Origin of the sequence: Roseovarius sp. MMSF_3350 (assembly GCF_030733425.1) — a bacterium.
In the GTDB taxonomy this organism is placed as follows: domain Bacteria; phylum Pseudomonadota; class Alphaproteobacteria; order Rhodobacterales; family Rhodobacteraceae; genus Roseovarius.
Genome location: NZ_JASHIZ010000002.1, coordinates 251,427 through 273,815, shown reverse-complemented (window position 1 = coordinate 273,815; position 22,389 = coordinate 251,427). Strand labels below are relative to the sequence as shown.

At 58.2% G+C, this 22,389-nt stretch carries 23 protein-coding genes, 1 tRNA gene and 1 pseudogene; 6 read left to right on the top strand and 19 right to left on the bottom strand.

Annotated elements, in window-relative coordinates:
• Nucleotides 1-30: 30 nt before the first annotated feature.
• The 5 genes from RBB31_RS03970 to RBB31_RS03950 form a co-directional block, all read right to left on the bottom strand.
• Nucleotides 31-1,311, bottom strand: a complete 1,281-nt coding sequence (locus RBB31_RS03970) for a hypothetical protein (RefSeq protein WP_306127953.1) — start codon at nucleotides 1,309-1,311, stop codon at nucleotides 31-33.
• 78 nt (nucleotides 1,312-1,389) lie between these two features.
• On the bottom strand, nucleotides 1,390-2,403 hold the full coding sequence (locus tag RBB31_RS03965) for a hypothetical protein (RefSeq protein WP_306127952.1): 1,014 nt from the start codon (nucleotides 2,401-2,403) through the stop codon (nucleotides 1,390-1,392).
• 130 nt (nucleotides 2,404-2,533) lie between these two features.
• Entirely contained in the window at nucleotides 2,534-3,448 is a 915-nt protein-coding gene (locus RBB31_RS03960) for a CsgG/HfaB family protein (RefSeq protein ID WP_306127951.1), read from the bottom strand.
• Between the two features lie 71 nt (nucleotides 3,449-3,519).
• Nucleotides 3,520-3,978 carry a curli assembly protein CsgF gene (locus tag RBB31_RS03955; RefSeq protein ID WP_306127950.1) on the bottom strand — a complete coding sequence of 153 codons (459 nt, stop codon included), beginning with the start codon at nucleotides 3,976-3,978 and terminating at the stop codon, nucleotides 3,520-3,522.
• An 834-nt stretch (nucleotides 3,979-4,812) separates the two neighbouring features.
• Nucleotides 4,813-4,898, bottom strand: a tRNA-Leu gene (locus RBB31_RS03950).
• Here RBB31_RS03950 and RBB31_RS20560 point away from each other — a divergent pair.
• From RBB31_RS20560 to RBB31_RS03930, 6 genes and pseudogenes are all read left to right on the top strand, one after another.
• Nucleotides 4,874-5,284 (top strand): annotated as a pseudogene (locus tag RBB31_RS20560) (HNH endonuclease signature motif containing protein); the annotation flags it as partial. The gene RBB31_RS03950 and the pseudogene RBB31_RS20560 overlap by 25 nt on opposite strands.
• Before the next feature lie 9 nt (nucleotides 5,285-5,293).
• Nucleotides 5,294-5,593, top strand: a complete 300-nt coding sequence (locus RBB31_RS03945) for a hypothetical protein (protein ID WP_306127949.1) — start codon at nucleotides 5,294-5,296, stop codon at nucleotides 5,591-5,593.
• 103 nt (nucleotides 5,594-5,696) lie between these two features.
• Nucleotides 5,697-5,924, top strand: coding sequence for a hypothetical protein (locus tag RBB31_RS03940; protein ID WP_306127948.1), 228 nt, complete (start codon nucleotides 5,697-5,699; stop codon nucleotides 5,922-5,924).
• Nucleotides 5,925-5,974: 50 nt separating this feature from the next.
• The gene (locus RBB31_RS20555; protein WP_371931286.1) at nucleotides 5,975-6,154 is read left to right on the top strand and encodes a Lar family restriction alleviation protein; all 180 of its coding nucleotides are present in this window, start codon (nucleotides 5,975-5,977) and stop codon (nucleotides 6,152-6,154) included.
• A gap of 4 nt (nucleotides 6,155-6,158) precedes the next feature.
• Nucleotides 6,159-6,614 carry a hypothetical protein gene (locus RBB31_RS03935; protein WP_306127947.1) on the top strand — a complete coding sequence of 152 codons (456 nt, stop codon included), beginning with the start codon at nucleotides 6,159-6,161 and terminating at the stop codon, nucleotides 6,612-6,614.
• A gap of 278 nt (nucleotides 6,615-6,892) precedes the next feature.
• Complete coding sequence (locus RBB31_RS03930) at nucleotides 6,893-7,438, top strand: HNH endonuclease signature motif containing protein (protein WP_306127946.1); 546 nt, start codon at nucleotides 6,893-6,895, stop codon at nucleotides 7,436-7,438.
• Nucleotides 7,439-8,187: 749 nt separating this feature from the next.
• Here RBB31_RS03930 and RBB31_RS03925 read toward each other — a convergent pair.
• The 14 genes from RBB31_RS03925 to RBB31_RS03860 all read right to left on the bottom strand — a co-directional run bounded on the left by RBB31_RS03925 (nucleotide 8,188) and on the right by RBB31_RS03860 (nucleotide 22,386).
• Nucleotides 8,188-8,376: a hypothetical protein gene (locus RBB31_RS03925; protein ID WP_306127945.1), complete on the bottom strand. Its 189-nt coding sequence runs from the start codon at nucleotides 8,374-8,376 to the stop codon at nucleotides 8,188-8,190.
• Between the two features lie 250 nt (nucleotides 8,377-8,626).
• A complete protein-coding gene (locus RBB31_RS03920; protein WP_306127944.1) occupies nucleotides 8,627-9,253 on the bottom strand; it encodes a lysozyme in 627 nt (208 codons plus the stop codon).
• A 223-nt stretch (nucleotides 9,254-9,476) separates the two neighbouring features.
• Nucleotides 9,477-11,864 carry a glycosyl hydrolase family 28-related protein gene (locus tag RBB31_RS03915; RefSeq protein ID WP_306127943.1) on the bottom strand — a complete coding sequence of 796 codons (2,388 nt, stop codon included), beginning with the start codon at nucleotides 11,862-11,864 and terminating at the stop codon, nucleotides 9,477-9,479.
• Between the two features lie 15 nt (nucleotides 11,865-11,879).
• Nucleotides 11,880-12,863 carry a hypothetical protein gene (locus RBB31_RS03910; RefSeq protein ID WP_306127942.1) on the bottom strand — a complete coding sequence of 328 codons (984 nt, stop codon included), beginning with the start codon at nucleotides 12,861-12,863 and terminating at the stop codon, nucleotides 11,880-11,882.
• Nucleotides 12,864-13,074: 211 nt separating this feature from the next.
• Entirely contained in the window at nucleotides 13,075-15,024 is a 1,950-nt protein-coding gene (locus RBB31_RS03905) for a hypothetical protein (RefSeq protein ID WP_306127941.1), read from the bottom strand.
• On the bottom strand, nucleotides 15,024-16,259 hold the full coding sequence (locus RBB31_RS03900) for a hypothetical protein (RefSeq protein WP_306127940.1): 1,236 nt from the start codon (nucleotides 16,257-16,259) through the stop codon (nucleotides 15,024-15,026). The genes RBB31_RS03905 and RBB31_RS03900 overlap by 1 nt, the downstream gene beginning before the upstream one ends.
• 8 nt (nucleotides 16,260-16,267) lie before the next feature.
• Complete coding sequence (locus RBB31_RS03895; protein WP_306127939.1) at nucleotides 16,268-16,906, bottom strand: hypothetical protein; 639 nt, start codon at nucleotides 16,904-16,906, stop codon at nucleotides 16,268-16,270.
• A gap of 3 nt (nucleotides 16,907-16,909) precedes the next feature.
• Entirely contained in the window at nucleotides 16,910-17,833 is a 924-nt protein-coding gene (locus tag RBB31_RS03890; protein WP_306127938.1) for a hypothetical protein, read from the bottom strand.
• A complete protein-coding gene (locus tag RBB31_RS03885) occupies nucleotides 17,833-18,216 on the bottom strand; it encodes a hypothetical protein (RefSeq protein ID WP_306127937.1) in 384 nt (127 codons plus the stop codon). The genes RBB31_RS03890 and RBB31_RS03885 overlap by 1 nt, the downstream gene beginning before the upstream one ends.
• Nucleotides 18,213-18,374, bottom strand: coding sequence for a hypothetical protein (locus RBB31_RS03880; RefSeq protein WP_306127936.1), 162 nt, complete (start codon nucleotides 18,372-18,374; stop codon nucleotides 18,213-18,215). Before RBB31_RS03880 ends, RBB31_RS03885 begins: the two co-directional genes overlap by 4 nt.
• The gene (locus tag RBB31_RS03875; protein WP_306127935.1) at nucleotides 18,374-19,864 is read right to left on the bottom strand and encodes a hypothetical protein; all 1,491 of its coding nucleotides are present in this window, start codon (nucleotides 19,862-19,864) and stop codon (nucleotides 18,374-18,376) included. The genes RBB31_RS03880 and RBB31_RS03875 overlap by 1 nt, the downstream gene beginning before the upstream one ends.
• Complete coding sequence (locus RBB31_RS03870; RefSeq protein WP_306127934.1) at nucleotides 19,864-20,250, bottom strand: hypothetical protein; 387 nt, start codon at nucleotides 20,248-20,250, stop codon at nucleotides 19,864-19,866. Before RBB31_RS03870 ends, RBB31_RS03875 begins: the two co-directional genes overlap by 1 nt.
• Nucleotides 20,251-20,298: 48 nt before the next feature.
• Complete coding sequence (locus tag RBB31_RS03865; RefSeq protein ID WP_306127933.1) at nucleotides 20,299-21,540, bottom strand: P22 phage major capsid protein family protein; 1,242 nt, start codon at nucleotides 21,538-21,540, stop codon at nucleotides 20,299-20,301.
• A gap of 12 nt (nucleotides 21,541-21,552) precedes the next feature.
• Complete coding sequence (locus RBB31_RS03860) at nucleotides 21,553-22,386, bottom strand: hypothetical protein (protein ID WP_306127932.1); 834 nt, start codon at nucleotides 22,384-22,386, stop codon at nucleotides 21,553-21,555.
• Between the last annotated feature and the right edge of the window lie 3 nt (nucleotides 22,387-22,389).

Below are 22,389 nucleotides of genomic sequence, written 5' to 3'. Positions count from 1 at the left end.
CGACCACCGCGCGGGATGTCTTTGATCAGCTTATTGGTTGACCATTGCCATGTTGCCGGTACCCGTCTGCGTGATGTTCGACAGGTTGCCGCTGGTCGCGGCCTGCACGACGGTCGCAACGTTTCCGGCGCCCACACCCGACTGCGTGATGTAGCTTTCGTTGTCATCACTGGTCTGGGTCACGGTCGCCGACTGGTTATCGTCATTCTGCATGATCGAGCTCAGGTTCATCGTACCGGACTGCGTGACCATCGCGGTGTGCAGATCGCCATCCTGCATGATCGTGCTGGTGTTGTCCGTGCCGCTCTGCACCAGTTCGGCCATGGCGCCTTGGCCATTCGACTGGTTGAAGGTGCTCATGCCGCCGGTGCCGGACTGGGTCACGGTCGCGACCGCGCTGGTGTTGGTCTGGTTGACATCGCTGGTGTTGCCCATGCCGCTTTGCGTGACCGTCGCGTTCGACTCGCGGCTCTGACCGCCTTGCTCGATGGTCGAGGTCTGGCCCGAGCCCGACTGGTCGACCGACGCCGTCACGGTGCGCGCGATCTGGGTGATCTCGCTGCTGTGGTTTTCACCGTTCTGGGTGACCGAGGCCGTCATTTCCTCGTTCGCACCCTGCGAGACGTCCGAGAAGTTGCCTTCACCGATCTGGAACACGTCAACCAGTGCGGCCGAGCCGCGCTGCTGCACGTTGGACGCGTTGCCGACACCGTCTTGGTACACGTTGGCATCGGTGAACGGGTTGGCATCTTGGCCGAACACGTTCTGCAACACGGTCGAGGTGTTGTCCTGACCGGTCTGTTCGTTGCGTGCGGTCACGCCCGAGCCGGCACCGTCCTCCGGCGGCTGGTTCGGGTTGCCCGACTGCACGATGCTCGAGTCGTTGCCAGAGCCGTCCTGGATGATGCGGCCGTTCAGGCTGAAGCCCGAGGGGATGCCATCCGGCGGGTTCTGCGGCATGCCGTTCGAGTTCTGGTCGATCGACGCGGTGTTGGTCGGCGCGTTCGGCTGGTCCGGGTTGGACTGTTCGATCCGGGCGCGGGCGTTGCCACCCAGCTGGTTGATCGTCGCCATGTTGGTCGGAACCGAGAAGCCGGGTACGCCGTTCGGGTCTTCGGATTGGGTCACCTCGGCAAGATTGCCGGTGCCATCCTGGTTGATGTCCGAGACACCTTCGTTGCCGCCGGTCTGGTCGACATTGACGGTGTTCAAGGCGCCGATCTGGTCGATCGTGCTGTCATTGGCCAGCGCGGCAGAGGCGCCGGCCATCAGTGCGAGTGCCGAGGCACTGGGAATCAGAAAACGTTTCATATCTTGAATCCTAGTTGGAATAGGGTTGTACCGCCCGGTCAGACAGGCACCCGACCGGGCGGCAAACTGGCTTTGAAATTATTGGTTGACGGTCGCCATGTTGCCGGCGCCCGACTGCATGATCATCGACATATTGCCGCTGGTCACCGTCTGCATAACCTCTGCGGTGTTGCCCGGGTTCGACGTGCTGGCGACCGGATCGCCGCCATCCTGTTCGATGGTCGACGAGTTGTTGTTGGTCGACTGGGTCACCGAAGCGAACTGATCGGCGCTGCCCGGGCCAGCCACCAGCGAGGTCTGCAACACCGAGCTGGTGTTGTTGTTGCCGCTCTGGTTGATGACGGAGGCAATCGAGCTGTTGGCGCGGCCCTCTTGAGTCACGTCACTGCTGTTGTTGTTGCCCGACTGATCAACCTCGGTCTCACCGAAGTTCGCGCTTTGCGACACGGTGCTGTTGTTGCCCGATCCGGTCTGCGACACGACGGCGTCGTTATCCAGGCCGGACTGGGTCACGTCGGACATGTTGCCGGTCGACGCTTGGTTCACGTTGGCGCTGTTCAGGTTACCACGCTGAAGAACCGTCGAAATGTGATCGGTGCCTTCCTGCGTGATCATGGCCGTCTGACCCCGGCGGTCGACCGGATCGACATCACGACCCTGCTCGACGCTCGAGAAGTTGTTCGAGCCATCTTGCATCACGTCTGCAACAGCCGACGGCGGGCCATCGTTGAACTGGGTGATCTCGGACACGTTGCTGGGATTGCCGCTGGGATCGCCCGTCTGGTTGACGGTCGCCTGTGCGCCCGAACCTTCCTGGGTGATCGTCGAGGTGTTCGATGCGGTGTTGAAATCGGGCGTGCCGTTGTTGGGATCGTCCGACTGCGTCACGCTGGCCGTGTGGCTGTCGCCGATCTGGCTGACGCTCGAGACGCCTTCCGAACCACCGGTCTGGTCGATGGTGGCGGTGTTCAGGCCGCCAATCTGGCTGATCTCGCTGTCATTCGCGAATGCCTGACCAGCAAAAGTCAGCGCACACAGCGATACACTTGTAATAAAGTGCTTTTTCATGAGGTAAACCTCCTCTAAAAGCACCAAAGGTACCTTTGGTGCCGGGTTGGCGGTCGCAATGCGACCTCTGATCAGGCGTGGTGTCTCAGGTGTCCAGCCAAGCGGACGCCACGCCTCCTCGTTTCGCCCCTGTCGGGACGACAGTCATCTCTGCTCAGGTTATTTTTTTATTGTCAGGCGTCGATGTAGCGCCCGATTTTTTCAGCGGCGTTCGTAGGTCGCTGTATTCTTGATCTGTGACGGCAGAGGGTCTGATCCGTCCGTCGTTCTTCAAATATTGCCTTATCAACCGCTGACCGACGCGGGGATCCTTGAACGTCCAGTAATCCCTGTGCGCCATTTCCAGGATCAGCGAGTAAACAGCCAGCTCGATCGCACGCCTGAATGCGACAAAGCCCGGTTCGTTCGAAGTTACCCCGGCCTCGAGTTCGAGGATCTCGTCCGCGTCGATGTAGCGGAAGACGCTTGCGCCAACGCTTGTGGAAAGGATCGATTTCTGCACCACAACCGATGCCAGCACTTCGCCGGTCTTCACGCTGACGGTGCGCAGGTTCACGCTGATCGTGTCTTTGCGGTACTCTCCGCTTGCCCCGATGCCAAGCAGCGCCGCGCCGGCGCCCCCGGTCAGAACGTTGGTGTCATAGCCCACGACCCCGCCTTCGAGGATCACGCCCGCAAACAGCATGGGCGGCAGGGCCTTGGGGTTGATTTCCTTTTCCTTCAGATAGATCTGACGCATCTCCTGGATGATGCGACGCTCCTGCAAAAGGTTGTCGAGGTTGCTGCGCTCGACCACGCGGAACCAATTTCCGTTGCCAGTATCGCGCAGCGCCTTCATCAGGACGGCGCCCCCGCCTTGCGAGACGGCCTTCGACAGCGTCTGCACGGTGTCGGAGGGCTTGAACTGACCTGTCTGGTCCTCGAAATCGTAGACGGCGATGTCAACGCGGCTGGCCGGCGGCGGCATATCGAGCAGCGTGCTGCGCGTGGCGGTGATCTGCGGCAGCGTCGGCTCTTCACGGCCCAACTCCTGGAAGGAGGTGCACCCCGATGCCGAGAGTGCCATCATGATAAGACATCCGTTAGCGACCACAATTTTCGCCTTACTCAGCATACTTTCGAATTCACCCTTCAGCTGCATCAATTCAGCGCGGTCTGCACAACGGGCAGCACGATCTCGGTGCTGGAACCGTCGAGCAAATTGGTTATCCGCACGCTGATATTATCCAGGGTACGTTCGTAAAAAATCTCCTGGTCACCGATAACGATCGTATCGGAATCCCCTGGTTGGGCCCCCGTGATCACCTCCGACAAGCCGGATGAAAGCGACGACAGCAAGCGGCTCTGAAGCTGACGGACGAAAAGGTCAGACTGCGAATTGCCAGTCGTACCAAGGGTGCCCCCGTCATCGACATGCTGGTTCTGGATATCCGCCAGTGAAAGCAGGTGCGAAGAATTGAAAGAGTCGCCGCCAAAAGAGGGATTGTTGAACTCGAAAACGAGATCTTGGGAAAGCGCCGGCCCGGTACCCGCAACGAGAGCGGCCAAAACCGCGGCGCGCTTCAGTAAAAGCTTCGGAACCACCAATATAAACCCCAATTCCTTCCTCCCCCGAGCGTTGCAGCCTAAGATCGTCGCTATGTTATCGTTTGCTTACGACGAGATCGTTAGAAGACCGCACATTCAATACGCTTGGACCAGAATAGCACCGGCACAAAATCGACATATTACAGACAAACGTGTAAAGAAATTCGTTAAACTTTCAACCTTTGTGGGAAAACAATCGGGTGCGGTATCAAGAACAATACGGACCCCGTGACATTTTTGAATCATTTCGAACCGAGCTTGTCGATCCATTTAGTGACAGGTCGGAGATTTTATTTTTGAAGTGAAGGACTTGCGATTAGCCGACATAATCATGCAGGCCGAATGTTGCTCGAACCAAATCTTTTCGTAAAAACATCTTCAAGGAGATAGCATTCAGCCAGGTTCTATCTCTGATAGAAGCGCGATCTCCTTGTCATACAAAATCGCTTCGTGAATCGAAGCAGAATTGTGGCTTGAGCGGTTGCCGGATCGTGTCTGGTCGAATCAAATCGGTCTCGCAAACGGCGACTGCAATCCAGCGGGTCCGTTGCTGACCTGTCCCCCATGGCTCCCTTATTCATCAAGAGATTCTGCGGGTTCGTGCACGGCTCCTTAACCTTGGACCGCCAGAGGCTGTATATCTCCGATTGCCTCACGATGACAGGCTGGTGACGCCCTCGGATAATGCATGGCAATCGCGACGTTGTATCCGATCGCGCTGCGGGCTCCGTCCTCGCCGCAGCGCCTACGCAACCGAACGTGAAAGGGTGACACACAGGGGCGACGCATCCCTGAAGACGACCTGCCATGGGAATGGCCACGCCTCTTTTTTTCAATAAAATCAAGTGGTACCCGCGGCCGGACTCGAACCGGCACGGCCTTTCGGCCTGGAGATTTTAAGTCTCCTGTGTCTACCATTCCACCACGCGGGCAAGCCGTTGATTTTCAACGATATGCAGTCGAATATACGGCGGAATCGAAGGCGTCACAAGCGCCAAAGCGGACATTCGAAACCGGCACAGCCGCACAAACCCCGGCACAGCGCAATTCCCCGATACCGGACACGATCTTTAGCCCCGCATTTCAAGGTGCATTCTGGGCCAAGCTGGACAAGACTGGAGATTGCTGGGAGTGGGCTTCATCGCTCTGTGGTGGTGAATACGGCAGAGTGCGCCCACCGGGTGAGCGGGCACATTTCCGGGCACACCGAATTGCATACTTCCTGCACTATGGCGAAGATCCTGGCCCGCTAGATGTTTGCCACAAGTGCGACAACCCAAAGTGCTGTCGCCCGTCTCATCTGTTCCTCGGAACCCACATCGACAATATGGCCGATATGGCATCGAAAGGCCGCGCCAGAAGCGGGCCGCAAGGTGGCGAGGCGAACGGCAACTCAGCACTCACCCTGCGCGACGTTGAACGTATGGTGCAGATGTTCCGCGAGGGGCTGACGAACAAGGCCATTGCCGAAAAACTGGCGGTTGGTCACTCGATGGTGTCGCGCATCCGCGTCGGGCGCTCATGGCGCAAAGAGACTGAGGCTATGGGGTACGAGCCGAAGCAAAGCAAGCTGTCCCCCAAAAGCGGGAAAACCAAGTGCAATCTTCTAGGGTGCAGGGAACAATGAATCCAATCGACTTTCATGTGGGCCAACGGCTTACGACAGGCCCGCGCCCGACTACAGACCGTGAACATACAGAAAAAGTGGGTTCGCCCAGAAAGGAAAGAAGATGGTAGGCGGAAGAGTTATCGAAATAGCCAAGGTGGCCGAGGGCAAGTGGCGGATATGGTGCGTGAACGGCAGCGACGAATGCGCCGTTTTCGTTGAGCCTGATGATGCCGTTGGGATGCCAGAACTTGGCGAAGAAATCTGGTGGCAGTGCGGAAAGGTTTATTTCGACGGCGATCAAAAGCAGCTGCGAAAGATAGCCAATAGTCACGACCCGAGGTCAGCATGACATGCCGCGAACGGATGGTGAAAGTGGGGTCGGGCGGAAAGGAGTGAGAGATGGATAAAGAAATAGAACCTTGTCCGTTCTGCGGGTCAGTCGATCTGGATCGAGACAAATGGAGGAAGTACATTGAGTGCAAATCTTGCGGATGCTACGGGCCGGACGCTATCTGGCCGGGCACTGCGACTTCTGCATGGAACACCCGCGCCCTAATCGCCCAAGAACAGGAAGGATGAAGGAATGAGTGAAGCGGGACAACGCTTGATAAAATCGGCGCAGGATGAAAAGAACAAACAACGAGCGCCAGAGCGTATTTGGGTTGAGGTGTGTTGCATCATTAGCGGTGAACTTCAGTGGGAGGCGGGCGATTGGGCTGTTGACCCAGACGACCTCATGCCGGAAATGGGGCCGCACATGGAATACGTCCGCGCCGACACGATAGAAGCCCTCCAGGCCAAGCTGCGAGAGGCAGAGGGGGCTTTGGAGCGCCTGCCGGACGGCTTTTGGGAGGTCTGGACCAGCAACAGCTTCAGACGCATATCACGGCAAGGTGGCGGTGACGGAGACGTTCTGTGTGGCATTACGCATAAATCAGACGGACACCCTGACCTTTCATGGAATGAGGCCCAGTGTCAGGCATTGTGCGATTTGGTCAACGGCCTCCGCGCCGCGCTTGCAGCCCTACGGGAAAGGTAATGCGTTTGCATTGCCCGAAAGCAACCCAAATCGCTTGCCTAGCAAAACCTAAATCAGATAGGCAAGCACCGCCAGCGCCAACACGCCGATGCAGAGCAACAGGCCGCGTTCGTCGGCGTTCATTTCACGGCCTCAAGCGCCAGTTCTTCGGCGCAGCGTTTTATGAAACGTTTTTCATTTCTCATAGTGTTGTTTTTCCTGTATAAATAACGAAAGGGGCCTGACGCGCCAACGTCAAACCCCTCTCTAACCGCAACGGATCGTATGGAGATCACGTCATGGCTGCAAGGCCCTTACCAACACCCGAAGAACTTCGTCAACTGCTTCGGTATGAGCCGGAGACAGGCAAACTGTTTTGGCTGCACCGGCCCAAAGAAATGTTTCCTTGTGAGGGCAGTTACAAAACTTGGAACTCTAGATTCGCAGGGAACGAAGCCTTCACGGCAAGCGTCGATCCCGGCTATCGGTACGGCACGATTAATGGGGGAAAGTTTTTCGCCCACCGCGTGGCATACGCGATTTACCATGGCAAGTGGCCAGAAAATCACACTGACCACATTAATGGCGACCCGTCGGACAACCGTATCGCCAACCTTCGCGATGTTTCCCAGTCGGGCAACATGCGCAACTCCAGAAAACAAAGCAACAATTCTAGCGGGCACACCGGTGTTTACTGGTTCGCGCGAGATAAAAAATGGCGAGCGTTGGGGTATGTCTCTGGCCGCCAGATTTACCTCGGATTATTCGACAGCATTGAGGATGCAATTGCTGCGCGCGATGAATTCAATAAGCAGAACAGTTTCACGGACCGTCACGGCAAGTGATTGTATCTCTGCCAGCTTTTTCTACAGTGACAGTCGCCGAACACACGAACCCACAAATTCCAGAACGGCTTGTTTCTATTAGCATAAGCATGGGCACACCATGAGCGATTATCTCGTGTGATTAGATTCCGAGTTAAGCGGGAAATATCGTCAAGCATGTCACTGCCTCGATAGTAACGTCTTTATATCGTTCCGTATCTCAGCGAGGTACTTGTGCGTCTCGCCTTCGTGTCGCTCAATCCGCGCGTGCGTCGCGGAAACGTCAGCCTTGCGGTCCTCTTTTTCCCGCTCGATATCTCGTTCCAATGTTCTGTGCTTCTGCTTGTTAAGGGCCTGTCCGATTTCCATGCGGACTGCGAACGCCGCCAAAACAACGCCCACCGGCCAAAGGATTTTGAACCACTCAATTACAGTCACCGCCCACACACTCCAGTCATACTGTCGTCCAAATCCGCAACCCATTCGCTCAACGGATCTTCTCCGAGCGTCGGCATGGATAGCCGCAGGTTTGCGTAGGTGCTACACCCCGCCCCAATCGCCGTCATTCCGGCGCACGCGGTCAGCAGGAGAAAGGCCGCTATCCCGACCTTCGCGGAGCCTATCGCGGCCAGCGGCTTCCCGCCTTTGCTTGTCCTCATGGAATTTAACCTCGGTTTTGTTCTTGCCGTTGCTGCGGCCCGTGAAGTACGCGACAACCGCAAGGACGGCTCCCGCAATGACGGGCCAGAACTCGGACAGTAGGCCCCAGATCATGCCCGCACCGTCACCTGCTGCTTCGTCAGGAAGCGCAGAGCCATATTCAGAACCGCCAGCCCAACCATGAATTTCATCTGATGTTCATCGGGGATGGTGTCGGTCAGGTTCACCGCCTCGACACCGCTTAGAACGGCGCTGATCAGGTTTATCCAGAGCGTTTTGCTTTGCCAAATGGGTTTCATTGAACTTCTCCTGTGCTGCCTGAGCCAACTGTGCCGGGCGGGTCGCCACACGTTACGTTGTACGGCCATTGAAAGGGGCGCGGGTCACATGGCGTCAGCGGTTCTGTGCGCGGCCACTGCGGGGGCATCGGCTCGTAATATGTTGGGAAATGCGGATGCACCTGCCAGGGTGCCGCTCGTGCAGGTTCTGGGCACGTTTTTACGTCAGGCGCGTGGGCTTTGCCGCAGTTCGGACAGTTCCATCCGTTGTTCATGTCCTGCCTCCAAAAATACTGAGAATGGCCTTGATGATTGACGCCCAGAAGCCGCCTGTGGGGGCTGTGGGGCGCTTCATGCGCTTTAGGACATAAGCCCCGTCCACGGTCTTAAGGATGCCTGACAGCCGCCCCATGCCGTTTGTCTGCCACACCGGGATATCGTCTCCGTTGGCGTCGTAATTGCCCGTCCGAAACAGGTTCATTTCAGCCGTGCGGCGCTTGCGAATTTCAGGCGGCTTCAACCACCCCATGAAGTGCCGGTATGCGTCGGCTTCGCCCGCGTTGATTGCCCGCGTGAGTTTGGCCTTGTAGATGCCGCCTGTATTGAAGTCGAACGACACCAGGGCGTCGAACTCGTGTTGCTTCAGGGGAACCCGGATAGCGCCGTTAACACGGTCCTCATACGTACCCACGTCAACGCGAAACACCTCAAGCGCAAAGTCAATCGCGCCGTCCAGATCCTTCGGCATGTCTCGCTGCATTTGGATGGGGTTAGGCCCGCCAGCTGCGGCTGTGTGCCCGACACCGAAAGTCCAGACACCTACACTGTCGCGATAGGGCGCGGGCACAATGCCTTCATGCTCTGCTATCTCTAGCAGGCCCTTGTTGGATAGTTTCATGCCACCCCACTTTCCGGCTGTGCGATGAAGTCTAGAAGTTGTTTGATACTCATGCCATTCTATCCCTGCGAGAATAGGAGCCCGCCATGAAGGTTGCGGAAACGGACAACGAAGATTACTGCGAGTTTTGCGGTGAACCGCTGAAGGATGACGAGTTCAGCGTCGTCATGGGAGAGGTGGTTTGCCACAAGTGCGAACCGCCCTCACCAAGCGAGGCAACGCATTAAAGCGCCCGCTCGTAGGTGCCGCTCATTCGGATTTGTGACGAGTTGGTGAAGTCGCCAGCGTCCATGCCTTGCGAAAGGTTTGTTGCGGCATTGAGGTAAAGCGGCTGGATTTCACCGCTCGCCAAAAGCAGTCCGCCGTTTGGCCCTTGCGTTGGAAAGCCCGCTGAATACGAAACAGTCGCGCCGTAGTCGGCACCAGAACGCGGCTGCGGCAGGCTCATGGCAATGGTTGCCGTCCCGGTGGAAGACCCCTTGGCCGAAAGCCGAATATCGCACCACCACGTAACGGTGCGGCCTTCGATGATATAACCTGCATCACGGCTGGAATACGTTTGACCGGCAGACGCCCCGCCGAACTCAATTACTGCGTCTGAAACCGTAACCCGACGATTATGCGGGCTGACGTCGATGAACTGCGATGTGCCGTTAACAATTACATCGTCGTCAATGGTGAACGACCGATCAACGTGGCATCCCTTGACGGTGGGAACGCCCTTGTTTGCCGCCGTTTCAACCAGCGCCTCAGCATCGCAACGGAATAGACAGCCATTTACCAGCAAGCCATTATCGCTGGGATTGAAGGTGGCATCCACACTTTCGTGATAGATAGGAATGTAGCCCGTCTTAACGCCGGTTTCGTTTACAAAAACGCAACCTGGGTTAACCGTGATGTTGTTGCTGTTTTCCAGGTGAATAGCGTAGCGGTCTGTCGAGCCGTGGTCAGTCGTGCCGGGTTGTGTATCTTGTTGCAGAAACAAGGTGTCACCAATTGACACATACTGCCGCCCCTCAATGTAAATCCCCTTATCACGGTAAGCGAGTTGCCGGGAAAAGCATTTCAAATCCGGCTCAACGCCAGCAGAAGAACCAACAGCGCGGGATACGTCAAAAGCAACCTTGACGTTGGTGCAGCTTGCATTGAGAACGCCGGCCTCTGCTGCCACATCGTCCGAGACATAAACAATCCCGGTTTTGCATTGGCTGATATCGCTTTCCGCATCCACGATGGGCGCGTAGCAGTCGGTCAGGTCCATGCCGTAATCGGACAGGTAATGGGCGCTGTCGTCGGCGTAGCGGATTGCGTCTTTCTGGGCCGTGGTGAACCCAGCATCAGCCACGATCTGCTTCGGCCCGATGAAGCGGAAAGCCTTGTGGATATGTCGCCCGGTAAACACAGCGGACAGCCCGCCCGTGAAGTATCCAGGCGTTGCAATGTCGTCTACGCCGCTTTCTTGCGTGATGAACTCATTGCCCGTGTCGATAAGTATATTTTCGGTATAAACAGCAAGCGCGACATAGGCCCCCGTGCGTTGGGACAGCAGGGTAATAGCCACACCGCAATTGCCCGATCCAGACACAGCGCGAACGCAGAAATCCCGAAGATCCACAAAGAACTTATCGCCGGGCGTTTTCTCAATGAGGAACGCGCCGTCAGTATTTTCCGACCCATCGACAGTTATGATTGTTCGCGCGTTGCCTTCGCCCACAATCTTGAGGTTCACATCAATCAAGGCCGTGGGCTTGCTGACTTCGACCTGACTTGCCAAGCGGTACGTGCCTGCCGGAATAAACAACGTCTGGTTATAATCGTTCGCCCAATTCGCAGCCCCCTCAAACGCGGCAGAGTTGTCGGTTGTTTCGTCGCCCAAGGCCCCCCAATGCTGCGGCGTGATTACCTCATCCGCAGGGGACCACGTTTGGCCGTCATTAGTCGTAAGAGCCGTGCCATCATCGTCGCGCACGTATCGACACACACGCCCGTCAACAATCGCGGAAATCACCTGTACAGGTGCCGGAATGTCCGCCGCTTCCGCCGCCGCATAGCTTGCGAATGCTGCCGCAGAAAGCCTGTCCAGCTCGTCCTTGTCGCCGTCCTCGAATGCGCCTTCGCTCGGGGGCTGCTGCGCACTGTCTGCCAAGGCACCTTGGGCGGCAGTAGCGTAGTCGCTGCTGTCGAACGCCTTGACCTGTGCGAGGTTTGTCACCTCGCTGTCCATAAGCGCCCCGGCTGCGGTGACATTGGCTGTGTCGGTAACGTCAGCCCCGGTTTCTATCCCGTCCAGCTTTGTTTTGTCGCCATCGACAAAAGCGCCTTCGGACAGAATGTCCTGCTTGCCTGCCAGATCAGACTCGTTGTCCTCGAACAAGATCTGCTCAAAGATAGTCGTTGTGGTGCTGCCGAAGCTTGCCTTGATATCGTACTCGCCGTTTGGCAGGGACAGCCCGAACACGCCATTTACATCGGTTTTCAGGTCAACGACCTCGGCCCCGGTTTTGTCGTACAGCGTGACTGCCGTATCGGTGCCTGCCTCAAATGCCGTGATGGTTGCCCCGGCAATAACATTCCCGGCCCGGTCAGTGACCGGCTCTGTGATGTGCTGCATGATTTGCCTGTTGTTTTAGGATGCCCAGAAGGTGACGCGGGCGTAGACTTCACCGCCGCCACGGCTTGCCGCGCGGCCAAACGATGTGCCGCTGGTGTTCTGCTCTAGCCGGTAAGTTTTGCCGGAAACGACCGCACAGCCGCCGTGCGAGTGCGCCACTGTCCCGCCTGCGGTCAGAACCGAAGACCCCTGCGCGGTAACGCTGCTGTCCGTCACGTTATAAAGCCGGGTTTGGAAGCTATCCCGACCGGGAGCTGTCCAGTTCACCCAACCATCAGATGTAAAGGTGAACTCGTTGGAACTGATGGAGACCACGCCGTCAGGGTCATATGCTTCCGTTGCGATGGCCCGCTTGGTCCATGTATCCGCCGTGACTGCCGTGGGGTCCGAGCCGTCTGCCCTGCGCTCCTCAATGACCGCAGAGGGAATGACCGAAAGCGTGTCGAAAAGAGCCTTCGTGGATTGCTGCGAGGGCGGACGCGTGGCGCTGTCCGTCGCAAAATCATCCTCATCCAGAACCTGATTGAGAACAAAGGCAGTCGTCGCAAGTTGCGTGGTGTTGGTTCCCACAGTCGCCGTGGGAGCCGTGGGCGTGCCCGTGAGGGCTGGCGAGGCTAGTTGACCCTCAAGGTTCTCCTGCACCTGCTCGATAGCGTCCTGCACGTTCGTGTCAGGGATAGCCACAGTGGGGTCAAAGCTGACGAGCGATGCCCCGCCTGCAGACGTAGGCACCGTGGGGTGCGGGTCGCTCGGAAAGCCCGGAAGCGAAGCCCCCTCGGTGTCCTGCACGTCCACCTTGACGTTCTGCGTGGCGAATGTTGCCGCAAACGTGCCGGTTGCATCTGCCGTGAGAGGTTGGGAAACCGCGACCGTTCCCGCGCTGTCGGAATACACCTCTAGCGGGGTGGTGGTTCCTGCCTCATAGAAATACGCCAACGCCCCCGCAACAATGTCGCCATTGTCATCGGTTGCGCGGGCCAGGATAATCCTGTCCGCCATGCTACTTGTCCTGTGGTTGGGGATTGCCTGCCGCGCCAGTCGCCACTATCTATAAGCGTATGAGGACGGCTTTAATTATTGTTTGGAGTTGTATCGCCGCATTTTGCGGCCTTGCGCTCTACACGCTTGGATGGGACGGGTTGATTGTTTCGATTTGGCCCGTCATTTTAGGTCTCTTGTTTACTTGGCGAATGTTCAAGGTCGCCAAATCTTACGGGCTAACTGACGACACACCGCGACGGTAAAGAGGCTCATTTGGCGAATTGGCGCTTGATGTTGCGGCGCTCTCTGCCGCCGTGAGCCTAAGAATTGTGCGAGCGTCTTGCGCCAGCGGTCCGCCATCCCGTGCGATTACACGCAATTGGCGACTGTCACCTCGTGCTGCCTTGTTCAACGCACGCAACATACGTGGCGAGGTCAGAGCCTTTGCGCTACCCCAAGATCCAAGAAGAAAGGCAGCGGTACTAATCGGAGCCTGAGTTGCAGAGGCACCCAAGCCAGCACCGACCACGACATTGCCGGTACGTGAGGCGTTGCGTTCTGCGTTGGCAGATTTAGCTAGTTCCGCGACTTCGGCCAGTTTGTTCATTTCCTTCCTAGCTTCGCCGGACAGCAAGACCGACTTGGCCTCGGGCGACATTTTGTTCCATTCCGTGAGAAACACTGCGGGCGAAAATTCATCGCCAGCCGCGTTTTGTGCGCCAGGGCGGGATTTTCCAAGGCGATCAATGATTGACGCCGAAATGTCGTTCCAGTCCTCACGCGGCACCGATGCCTTAATTTGAAACATTCTGCGGGCGTCTGAAGATGCACGATCCGCTTTTGTCATGTTAACGAACGCCTCAAATGCCCGTTCGGGGCTGTCGGCCCGAATCGTTTTGTCTAGAGACTTCTCGATGCGCTCAGCGCCGCGCCGATAATAGTTTTGCGCTCGCTTGAAGGACTTCTCTGCGGCAGGGCCTGCCTCCTGTGCGATTGTCGCCATATCCTCGCTCAGACGGGCGTAAATCTGCTTGGCGCGGCCCTCTGAAATGTCATTTAGCGCACCTCTTTGAGTGCTTAGGCTTTCACCGACCGCCGAGCGAAAGTCGGACAGTGCTTTCCAAGTCAGGCCACGCTCCAAATCATCTGCCACCGCTTCGAGCCGGGGCAAACCCAATTCAGACGCGATTTTTTCGCTGTCGCCATACTCTGCGATTGTTTCGCGAAGATACTTGACTGTTGACGGCGCAGAAACCTTTGATTGCGCGGGCATATGCCGCCCAACATCGTCAAAGAGTTCCTTGCTCTTTTCTTTAAACTCTACGACAAACTTATCCACGCCAGTTTTTAGCTTTTCACCTGCCGTAAGGGCGCTTGCAGGCTTGCCGATACGCGACACAGCGCCGTCAAACGCACTCTCAATCTCACCGACAAAACGCGCATTGTCCCGTGCGATTTGCGACCCCGCAAGCGGCACGCCCTCAAGCGCACCAGCCGTCATGGAGCGCCCCTTACCACCCGCTCCAAGAGAGGGCGTAACACCGAGGTCATCCGCAGAGCGGGCGGACTGCTCAAGTGCTGTGGGTTGGCGTTCCAGTGATTTTGCGGCTTTTGCCACTTTCCCGCTTGCGAGAGCCGCAGAGGACACACCTGATAATTCGGGCGCGGCCACCTCACCCATCATCATCAAGTCACGGGCCAACTTTCTTTCGTTGGTCGGACTACCCCCAAGCGCTTCACCGACAAGGCCAGCGCCGAAGCCGTAAACAGATCCCGCCGCGCTCAGCGCCGCGCCACCCACGTCACCAGCAAACGCTACAGGCCCCCTTGCATTTTCCGGCACCCAATCCGGCAACATTTGCCGAGTCGGGCTTTGCTCCGAATCCATGACGCCGCTGCCGAACGCCTTGAATGCCGCAATCGGTCCCTCTGTGGCATCTTCAATGGTGTCGCCAAAACGGTCACGTTGTGGGCCTGGGTCACGGTTTTCGACCGTTTGCCCCGTGCCTGCGTTGTACAGATCCCCGTTCACTGTGGGGGTCAAGGGGGCGTCATCTGCAACCGGCGCAGTTGTGCCTCCGCCAGCCATCTGCGCAACAGCACGGGCAGCGCCTTCCTCCGTCGCCCCCTCTACTTGATAGGTGGTGCCGTCTGGCCCGGTGATTTCAAATGTCGCCATCATTGCACCTTCTTGACGCGGTATTTCTGACCGTCAATTTCAACTTCTGTGAAGCCGGTGCTTTCCGCCTGCTCGGGCTGCGCCTCTTGACTGCCGCCGATCCCACCACGCGTATCTGCCCCACCGGGGGCCTGCATCGTGTCGCCAGATGCTTGCACAAGGCTCCGAGCAAACGCATCACGCTGTTCGCGCTTTTGCTGGATCGTTGCGGGGTCGTCACCATAACGCGGGAAATAGGTTTCCATCACGCGACGAATTTCCGGCTCGGTTGCAGCCGCGCCCGTTTGGATGCGAAGAACACCTTCGGCCCATTGGCGCTTAAGAGCCTCGTAGCGCCGCGCCTCTGGGGACGTGACGACATTTCCGAGGACACCGCCGCCAGCCGCCGCAGAGCGGGCGCTTACGGGATCAAAGTTGGGGTCATCTTCCATCGCATTGATCGCGGGCATGGTCTCATTCATCAGCCCGCCGAAAAGGCGCAGGGTGGATTGACGCTCGCTCGGGGGCTTGCCGCCGCCTTCATCACCGAAGCCCTCGGCCAGCCGAACGCTACCATCCGCGCCAACCTCGATGTTTTGCTTCAGTTTGTCAGAGCGATTGTATTCAATACGCGTCAACGGCTCACGCCCCGCCGCGCGTTCTTCCGCGACGTACCGGCCATACTCGTCGGCAGGCTCCGGCCCCTGCGCGTAATCCTGCGCCTCGGTCAATGCCTCGATAGTGCCTGTGGCCTGCGCCAGATGCGCAGGGAACTGCTCAAACGGGTATTGCTGCGGGTCCAGCCCGTTGCGTTGCAGCCAAGCGTTGTAGGTATCGCGGTCGCCTGCCTGATACATCGCAGCCGCGCCGCGAAGCACGCCTTGAAGCTGTTCAGCCGCCTGCGCACGCTCATCTGCCGAAAGTTTCGCCGCATCAAGTCGCGCCTGACGCTTGGCTTCCTCTTTCAGCATCCCCATTTTCTCACGGTCAATTTGCATGGACTGCCGCGTCTGCTCCATGCCCAAACGCGAACTCTGCACGTCCATAGCCGCCATCGGGTCAATTCCGGCCAGTGCGTTCAGCGCGTTCTGATCGCCACTTGCGATGCCTGCGCCGTGCTGCTGGTAGAGGTTCGTCAGCGCGTTCTGCCGTTGGTTGGCGTTTGCATAAGCCGCCGCCTCGGTTGAACGAGCGAGCGTGTTGACCAGATCCGGCTGCTGGCCTGCCAAAATTATGTTCGCGTTCATTCGGGACATGCTGGCCTCTAAGTGAAGGAAAGTTTGTTTGCAGGACGCGCGCGGGTCATGAATGCTCGTGGATCGAGGGCATTGCTCAGACGCGGCATAGGCGGCTCCTGACGCTGTGACAGGGCGTTCTGGGGTGTCGGGTTAAAGGGAGTGGCCGAAGGGCCTGACAGGGCGTTCTGTGGGGCCTGCTGGATGCCTAGAGCGGCCATCGTGTCGCTTGCTACGCCCTCCGCACCAGACCAAGCCGCACGCAGCCAATCAGGGGCATTTTCGCCCTTACCGCCTGCGCCCCAAACCGCTTCATTGCCAAAACCGATGTGCATGGAACCGGGTTGCATGTATCCATCGCCAGCGCCGATGCCCGTTACGCCGTTTGCGCGTGCCCTGCGTACGATTTCCTCGAAAATAGGACGATCTTGCGGGTTGGCCCAGTCCAGCTTGCGACCGTCTTTATAGAAAAACACGTCAGCCGCGTTGCCGTGGTCATGGCGTGTCGATCCGGTACGCGCCCCGCCAGAACCCTTTGCAGCCTGTCCGCCCGAGAACACTTCCATTTCCACACCCAATTCAGGCAGGAAGGACAGCGCCCCCATGAGCCGGTCGTTGATGGGCTGGTTGCGAATTGCGCCTTGGTTGGCGTAGCGGACATAATTCATGACTTACACCCAGCTTCCGTTGCCAAAAAGGCTGTTCGAGCCGCCGAAAATGCTGCTGCCGCTGTTGCCGCCAAGAGCGTTTTGGTAATTCCACACGCCAATGGCGTTGTTGATACCGCCGCTCAGGGCGTTTGCAGAGCCGATAGCACCCGCCGCCTGCGCGTTGCCGATGTTCGCTAGCGCATTCCCCGCGCCGGAAGCGTAGTTCGCCCCTGCGTTGGCCGCGTTGCCCGCTGCGGCCTGTCCGCTGTCCGCAATGCCAGTCAGGCGGTTGAGATAATCCTGGTAAAACCCGCCCGTAAGTGCGTTGGCGTTGTCCTGCTGCGCCTTGATCGTGGCCCCGGAGAACAGGTTGCCCCGCGATGCCGCGCTGCTGTCCACCGCTTGTTGCGTGCGGTCCAGCACGTAATCCTGAAACGGGGTTGTTTCAAAGCCGCCGTATTCCGTCCCGCCGATCGGGTTTGCGTCCGCGTATTCTTGCGCTGCGTCACGGGTGTTGAATACCTGATCACCCACGCGGAAGCGGGTTGCACCTGCGCCGCCCGGTCCAGTGCCATTTTCAGGGCGATTGCCATAGAACGGCTGGCCCTGCCCGTCCGTCCAAACACTGCCTTGGCTTCCTGCCACACGCGTGTAATCGCCAGCACCGCCGCCTGTCGCCGGATCTTGGAACTCCACAATCTCAGGAGCCGTGCCGCCGAATGTCGGACGCGGGCCGAGGCCCATTTCAAACATAAGCGCGGATTGCGCGTCATATCCACCGTCAAGAAACGGCTGGAACCGCTCGACGGTTTCACCGTAAATCCGTTCTTCAAGGTCAATCTGCCGGTTTGCCGCTGCGGTCTGCGCCTTGGCGGCGTCCTTGGCCGACTTCGACCCGATAAGACCGCCCGCAATGCTGCCGACTGCGCCGATTACGCCACCCATTATGTCAACTCCTGAATGGTGATTTCTTCATCTGGCAGGGTCAGCCGCCCAACCTCTTTGAAGCCCGCCCGCCGTACCAGCGAGAGGCAGGCGCGATTGCTTGCCGCGATGTGCGCCACGATGCTTTGGGGGCTGTAGTCGCCCCGGAACTCGTCAATCAGATCCAGCCCCGGTTGCAGGGTGTTGCCCCACGCCGAAGGCTTCACGGCAATGTGTGTCGCCGCAATTCCCGGCCAGTAGGCGTCATGAAACGCCATGCAGACCCCATCCTTGGCGTAGTAGGCCATGCCTTCTGTCGGCAGGCTTCCAGCGTCGATCCTTGATGCTTTCTGCTGTGTCGGGTGCGCGAAGTATTCCCGCGCCTCGTCAACCGTTATTCTCACGGCTCAAGCGTAGTTATTCGATCTTCGTGGTCGTTCACCTCGGCCCGCAGCGCGATAACCTCGGAAACCAGCTTTTCCAGAAACTGCTGGCTGATCATCGTGGTTTTGCCGTCTTGCCCAACAAAAGGAAGATTTGCTTGGTACTTTTCAGCCGCCATCACGCCACCTCGATAAACGCCGTGGATTCAAGCGGGATTTCCGCCTTGTCCGTCATTGTTGCCTCAAGCGTGGCTCGCCGGTACTGCCCCAAGGCATTCAGCGTAACCAGTTTGTCGTAATCGCCCTTTACGCCCGTATCGCGCCACCGTTCCCGTCCCCAGGTTCGCGCTCTGTCCTTTGACATGCGGAACATGATTTCAGGAGCGCGGCCCGATACATCGACAATCCCCGTTGCCACCTGCATCTGCACGCGCGACACCGTGAACCGCTTGCCGTCATTCTCAAGCGTGCTGGAAATGGCCCGACGCCACAAAGGCCCGTCCGCTTCCTTGTTCGACCGCTCAAGCCGCCTGATCTGTCCCGAGGCGGTGCCGACGAAAAACACGCCGTTATGCTTGGCCGATACACTCGCAGACCACGGGCCGAACTCGATGCCTTCCGCCCGTTCGTGCCATTCGTTGGAGACCAGGTCATACACCCACGCGGGACGGTCCTTGAACTGAATAACGCAGAACTCATGAGCCTCGTCTTGATAATAGAAGCACGACTGCGGCCTGCCCTGCGTGATTGAGGTTTCCACCCCTCTTGTTGAAACCGGCTTCATACTGCCTCCTGAAATAAGGAGGACTTTGTTGTTCGTTCCGACGAAAAACGCCCCGTTGGGAAACTTGGACACCAGCCCGAATGCCTTCAAGCCAAAGTCAACATCGGCCCCCGAGACAGGCTGTAGGAATGTGGTGCTTTCCCCGCTGCCGGTCAGATACCAGCGCTCAATGCTGCGTTCCCCGAAGATCCAGTATTGCGGACCAATCGCCATGCCGCGAATTATGTCGTCATCCCGGCTTTCCGCCGATGCAAAGTCTAGCCCATCGAATGACGTGCTGTCGGCAACGTCAGACCAGCCGAACCGCCGCCCGTTCTTTTCCGTTATCACCGTACGCTGGCCGATGAAGTCCACCGAACCAACATTATCAAATGCCCCTGTCAAGGGGGTTGTTACCGTCCCGTCCGAGGCGACGTTGTAATACTCACCGCCCGCCGCGATGGTGATAGCCCCGTTGTTCCCGGCCATCGTCGTATCTGCCGCGTCTGAAATGGTGCCAATCTCCACAGCATCCACAAAACCGGACACGCGGCATGTCGTGTCGTCCGGGTCGACCGGCATGATGCCGCCACCGCCTGGATTGATCCCGCCAGACTGGACCTCGTACCATTCCCCGCCCAACTCAGCGAATTGCCGCGTCGGTCCCGTTCCGCCGTCAATCCGGTACAGCTTGCCGCCGTTTACGGCGTACAGTTCGCCCTCGATTTCCTCCATTGCCCGGATGAACACCGAAGGAAGATCAACCAAAATCGACGTTCCCAGAACCGATTTCAGGATATACTTGTCGCCATGCCGCTCCCGGTACAGGTTCAACAGCCGCGACGTGTTCGATTGCTGGTTGTCGTCGTCCTGTAGGGACTGGCCGACCCATTGAACAACGGGCATTAGCGGATCCTCGGATGCGGCCAGTACCGCGAGGGCGTGCGTGTCAGTGACGTAGGCACAGACGACGCGGAAATTTCCATGTAAGCCGCTTGCATCTTGCGGAACCAGTCATCCGCATCGAATGCCTGCGGGCGCACGTAATCAGGCGAGAGGCGGCTAGCGAGAAGGTAAACCGTCCCTTCCTGGTATTCGTCAGCAAGCGGAAAAGTGTCCGATGACGTCACGTCCGTATGCTCGGTATCCACCCCCGCCAACTTCCAGGCGTGAAGCATCATGTTGAAGGCATCGACACCAACCGAGATATCGTCGGCGTTCAGGTCTTCATCCTGCGCCGTCACGTTGATCTTGCGGTAAGCCCGCGTCACGATATCGAGAACTGTTGCCATGCTGCCCTCCAAAGAAAGGAGCGCCCCCGAAGGGACGCCCCGTTATCGTTAGCCCCAGAGGCGGCACGCAAGGTCAGGATAAATCGCATCCCAACCATAGAGCGCGTCGATACGGATGATATCTTCATCCGAATCAATGTCGTAATCCTTCACGACACGCAGGCTCAGGCCGTTGTGGCTTTCCCGCGCCTTGAAGGCCGCGCCATCGGGCATTTCCAGCGGTACAGTCACCAGGGCAAAGGCGTTCTTGTGGAAGCCCATGTTTTGCGGGTAGGTCGTGCCACCCGTGCCCAGAACGTTGATATCCGCATCGTTTGCCGGTGCCGCGCTCACGGTCTGGAACGGGCCGGACGTGATGATTGCGGGCGAGATGGTCAGGGTTGCCGGACCAGTGGACGCGCCCGAGTTCGCATCTGCGATAACAGTGAACTGTTGCAGATACGGCATCACTTGCTTGCCGGTGGTGCCTTCACCCGGAACCGGGTTCACCGCATACACGCCGTCGATGGTGATGACGTCGCCAGCCTTGAGGATGCCGGTGGTGGAGTTGGTCCAGCCATCGGTGACAAGGCTTTGGGTGTTTGCGCCGGTCGCGTTGGCATAGGTCACTTCCTGCGACCCGCCGTTGACCTTGGGCGAACCCGTGGCAACGCCGACCGTGTGATTGGTGACGTTCTGCGTCGAGAAGGTGGCAAACTTGGCGATACGGCCAATCATTGCGTCCTTGTATGCAGACGAACCCATTGCGCCGACTGCATCCAGCGTAAGCTGGTCGCCAGCAACCGCGTAGTGCGCGGCGGGGTTGAGCATCATGGTCCGGTTGTCGGCCATGACGGCCATTTCGTCCAGGCGCTGCGCTGCCGCCGCAACATCGGCAAAGCTGTCCGGCGTGGTGCCGGGCGAGCCAACGCTGTTCCAGACACGGCTGTAAAGCGCGTGGCCGCTGCGGTCCATCGTGTTTGCAAGGGTAATCATTGCGGGCTTGATGTACCGCTCCGAATACTCCTCGATGGAAAGCGTCAGGTCTTGCGTCGAGAACTTCCACGACACGTGCTTGCGCTCGTCAACGGTGATGGTGGTCGATTTCTCTTCCACGTTCTGGTTGACGCGCGTTGCGCCGTCCGCCGTGTAGAATTTGACCGGCTTGCGGATCGACACGCTGTCGCCCACCCCGCCAGTGAACTCTTTCTTGTATTCACGGTGGACTTGGTTGGCGAGAACAAGGTTGTTCTCAAGTTGCGACAATGCCTCCTTGGCAATGACGCTGGGAGTGATAATGGTGTTAGCCATCTTTCAGTTTCCTTAAAGCCCGCGCCAAGCCTTGTATTCGGCCATTGTCATCTTCGAGGGGTCTTTGACCCCCGCAGATGCTTTCGGCTTCACAGGCTCGATAGGATCGGGTGTTTCGCTGGTGGTCTTTGGCTGCGGAAGGCTTAGGCGGGCCATCATGCCCCCCAACTCTACTGCCGCTTCCAAAGGGTTCATTTGCGCGATCTGCGCTGCCTCTTTAGGGTGCTTCCCAAGGTGGTAGGCCAGATCCGCGCCCATGTCCGACGACGAGATAATCTGTGCCATCGTGTCGTTGATCGGCAGGTGCGGGTTTTGGGCCACCTCTGCAAAATCAGCGTAACGGGTCTGAGCATCCTTAACCTGGGCGGCCCAATTCTCGGCTGCCTCACGTTGTTCCTGCTCTTTCAGGCTATCCAGTCGTTTCTGGTGGGTCTGGGCCTCTTCCTCGATTTCCCGCTTCTGCCGCGCGTCAAGGGCCTGCATACTCTTGTGAGCCGCAAGAGCCGCCTGGTACTCGGCGTAATCCTGGAAATCTTCTTCCTTGGGGGGCTGCGTTTGCTGCGCTGCTTGTTCGATGCGGTCAAGACGGGCCTTGAAGCGTTGCGCCTCCTGTTCCGCCTCGGCCTTTTCTTGCCTCAGCCTTTCCATTTCGGCCTTCCGGCGTTCCCGCCGTGCCTTGGAAGGGCTGATTTCTTCCTCGGATGCTTCCGGCTTTGCGCCTTCCTCACCCTCGGCGGGCTGGTCTTTCACCTGCCCTTCTGTGTTTTCCGTCGCTTCCGACTCCGTGCCTTCGGGCACAACGGCATCATCACCTGCCTCGGGGGCAGGGGTTTGCTGCTCTTCCATGAT

What these genes read in the sequence shown, in the direction of transcription:
- RBB31_RS03910 (WP_306127942.1), bottom strand. Translation starts at nt 12,863, where the DNA reads ATGGCGGACAGGATTATCCTGGCCCGCGCAACCGATGACAATGGCGAC.
- RBB31_RS03875 (WP_306127935.1), bottom strand. Translation starts at nt 19,864, where the DNA reads ATGCCCGTTGTTCAATGGGTCGGCCAGTCCCTACAGGACGACGACAAC.
- RBB31_RS03900 (WP_306127940.1), bottom strand. Translation starts at nt 16,259, where the DNA reads ATGTCCCGAATGAACGCGAACATAATTTTGGCAGGCCAGCAGCCGGAT.
- RBB31_RS03880 (WP_306127936.1), bottom strand. Translation starts at nt 18,374, where the DNA reads ATGGCGGCTGAAAAGTACCAAGCAAATCTTCCTTTTGTTGGGCAAGAC.
- RBB31_RS03905 (WP_306127941.1), bottom strand. Translation starts at nt 15,024, where the DNA reads ATGGCGACATTTGAAATCACCGGGCCAGACGGCACCACCTATCAAGTA.
- RBB31_RS03960 (WP_306127951.1), bottom strand. Translation starts at nt 3,448, where the DNA reads ATGATGGCACTCTCGGCATCGGGGTGCACCTCCTTCCAGGAGTTGGGC.
- RBB31_RS20555 (WP_371931286.1), top strand. Translation starts at nt 5,975, where the DNA reads ATGGATAAAGAAATAGAACCTTGTCCGTTCTGCGGGTCAGTCGATCTG.
- RBB31_RS03860 (WP_306127932.1), bottom strand. Translation starts at nt 22,386, where the DNA reads ATGGAAGAGCAGCAAACCCCTGCCCCCGAGGCAGGTGATGATGCCGTT.
- RBB31_RS03890 (WP_306127938.1), bottom strand. Translation starts at nt 17,833, where the DNA reads ATGGGTGGCGTAATCGGCGCAGTCGGCAGCATTGCGGGCGGTCTTATC.
- RBB31_RS03935 (WP_306127947.1), top strand. Translation starts at nt 6,159, where the DNA reads ATGAGTGAAGCGGGACAACGCTTGATAAAATCGGCGCAGGATGAAAAG.
- RBB31_RS03870 (WP_306127934.1), bottom strand. Translation starts at nt 20,250, where the DNA reads ATGGCAACAGTTCTCGATATCGTGACGCGGGCTTACCGCAAGATCAAC.
- RBB31_RS03930 (WP_306127946.1), top strand. Translation starts at nt 6,893, where the DNA reads ATGGCTGCAAGGCCCTTACCAACACCCGAAGAACTTCGTCAACTGCTT.
- RBB31_RS03865 (WP_306127933.1), bottom strand. Translation starts at nt 21,540, where the DNA reads ATGGCTAACACCATTATCACTCCCAGCGTCATTGCCAAGGAGGCATTG.
- RBB31_RS03915 (WP_306127943.1), bottom strand. Translation starts at nt 11,864, where the DNA reads ATGCAGCACATCACAGAGCCGGTCACTGACCGGGCCGGGAATGTTATT.
- RBB31_RS03940 (WP_306127948.1), top strand. Translation starts at nt 5,697, where the DNA reads ATGGTAGGCGGAAGAGTTATCGAAATAGCCAAGGTGGCCGAGGGCAAG.
- RBB31_RS03945 (WP_306127949.1), top strand. Translation starts at nt 5,294, where the DNA reads ATGGCCGATATGGCATCGAAAGGCCGCGCCAGAAGCGGGCCGCAAGGT.
- RBB31_RS03925 (WP_306127945.1), bottom strand. Translation starts at nt 8,376, where the DNA reads ATGAAACCCATTTGGCAAAGCAAAACGCTCTGGATAAACCTGATCAGC.
- RBB31_RS03895 (WP_306127939.1), bottom strand. Translation starts at nt 16,906, where the DNA reads ATGAATTATGTCCGCTACGCCAACCAAGGCGCAATTCGCAACCAGCCC.
- RBB31_RS03920 (WP_306127944.1), bottom strand. Translation starts at nt 9,253, where the DNA reads ATGAAACTATCCAACAAGGGCCTGCTAGAGATAGCAGAGCATGAAGGC.
- RBB31_RS03970 (WP_306127953.1), bottom strand. Translation starts at nt 1,311, where the DNA reads ATGAAACGTTTTCTGATTCCCAGTGCCTCGGCACTCGCACTGATGGCC.